The organism is Terriglobales bacterium, from assembly GCA_035543055.1.
Taxonomy (GTDB): domain Bacteria; phylum Acidobacteriota; class Terriglobia; order Terriglobales; family Acidobacteriaceae; genus JAIQFD01.
Window position 1 is genome coordinate 1 of sequence record DATKKJ010000246.1, and the last position, 2,246, is coordinate 2,246.

Sequence of the window (2,246 nt, forward strand, 5' to 3'; positions counted from 1 at the left end):
CATCGGCATCATGGCGCACATCGACGCCGGCAAGACCACCACGACGGAGCGCATCCTCTATTACACGGGGATCACGCACCGCATCGGCGAGGTCCATGAAGGCACGGCCACGATGGACTGGATGGAGCAGGAGCAGGAGCGCGGCATCACCATCACCTCCGCCGCGACTACCACCTCCTGGCGCGACATCCGGATCAACATCATCGACACGCCGGGCCACGTGGACTTCACCGCCGAGGTGGAGCGCTCGCTGCGCGTGCTCGATGGCGCCTGCGCCGTGTTCGATGCCGTGCACGGCGTCGAGCCACAGTCGGAGACCGTCTGGCGCCAGGCTGATAAGTACGGTGTCCCGCGCATCTGCTTCATCAACAAGATGGACAAGATGGGCGCCGACTTCGAGCATGCTGTCGACACCATCCGCAAGCGCCTCAACGCCCGCCCCGTGGCCATCCAGCTCCCCATCGGCCAGGAGGCGAATTTCAAGGGCGTCATCGACCTGTTCCAGATGAAAGCTATCCTGTGGAAGGACGAGACCCTGGGCGCCGAGTACGTGATCGAGGACATCCCGGCCAACCTGCAGAAGAAAGCGCAGGCCTTCCACAACACCATGGTGGAGCAGATCGTCGAGAACGACGACGAGCTCATGCACAAGTACCTGGAAGGTGAGAGCATCGGGCCCGAGGAGCTGAAGGCTTCGCTGCGCAAGAGCACCATCGCGCTGAAGCTGTTCCCTGTGATCTGCGGCACCGCGTTCAAGAACAAGGGCGTACAGCCGCTGCTCGATTGCGTAGTGGACTTCCTGCCTTCACCGCTGGAGATCCCGCCGGTCGAGGGGATCGATCCGGAGCATCCGGACAAGAAGAAACTCACGCGCAAGGCCGATGACAACGAGCCGTTCGCGGCGTTGGCCTTCAAGATCATGACCGACCCGTTCGTCGGCCAGCTGACCTTCATCCGGGTGTACTCCGGCCAGCTCAAGACCGGGGACAGCATCTGGAATCCGGGCCGGCAGAAGCGCGAGCGCATCGGGCGCCTGCTCCGCATGCACGCCAACAAGCGCGAGGAGATCAGCGAGATCTACGCCGGCGACATCTGCGCTTGCGTCGGGCTGCGCAACGTCACCACCGGCGACACCATCTGCGACGAGAAGCAGCCCATCGTTCTTGAATCCATCGAGTTCCCGGCGCCCGTGATCTCAGTCGCGGTCGAGCCCAAGACCAAGGCCGACCAGGAGAAGATGGGCCTGGCGCTGGGCAAGCTGGCGCAGGAAGACCCCACCTTCAAGGTCCACACCGACGTCGATAGCGGCCAGACCATCATCAGCGGCATGGGCGAGCTCCACCTGGAGATCATCATCGACCGCATGATGCGCGAGTTCAGCGTCGAGGCCAATGTCGGCAAGCCGCAGGTCGCGTATCGCGAGACCATCCGCAAGGCCAGCGAGGCGGAAGGCAAGTTCATCCGCCAGACCGGCGGCCGCGGACAGTACGGCCACGTCAAGATCCGGCTGGAGCCCAACCCGGGCAAGGGGTACGAGTTCGAGAACGAGATCGTGGGCGGCGCCGTGCCCAAGGAGTTCATCAAGCCGGTGGACCAGGGCATCAAGGAAGCGCTCGAGGGCGGCGTGCTGGCCGGCTACGAGATGGTGGACGTGAAGGCCATCCTGCACGACGGCAGCTATCACGACGTGGATTCCAGCGAGATGGCGTTCAAGATCGCCGGTTCGATGGCGTTCAAGGAAGCCGCCCGCAAGGCCAGCCCGGTGCTGCTGGAGCCGGTGATGGCGGTCGAGGTGGTGGTGCCCGAGGAGTACATGGGCGACATCATCGGCGACCTGAACGCCCGCCGCGGGCGGGTGGAAGGCATGGAGCACCGCGCCGGATCGCAGGTGATCCGCGCCATGGTACCGCTGTCGGAGATGTTCGGCTACGCCACCGACATGCGCTCGCGCACCCAGGGGCGCGCGACCTACTCGATGCACTTCGCCCGCTACGAGGAGGCGCCGCGCAGCGTGGCGGAAGAAATCATCGCCAAGGTCCAGGGCAAGACAGTCGGTTCGAAATAATTCAGTTCAGACGGTCCCACCGGGGACGGATTGACGGAGTCGATTATGGCGAAAGAGAAATTTGACCGCACGAAGCCGCACGTGAACGTGGGGACGATCGGGCACATCGATCACGGCAAGACCACGCTGACGGCGGCCATCACCAAGGTGCTGGGCAAGCACAACCCGAAGGTGAAGTTCC

The 2,246-nt window shown here is 63.9% G+C and carries 1 protein-coding gene; it reads left to right on the plus strand.

The genetic code is table 11. The features are described 5' to 3' along the window. Nucleotides 1–2,065, plus strand: a 2,065-nt coding sequence (gene fusA / locus VMS96_15595; GenBank protein HVP44849.1) for an elongation factor G, incomplete at its 5' end; no start/stop codon positions are given. Between the last annotated feature and the right edge of the window lie 181 nt (nt 2,066–2,246).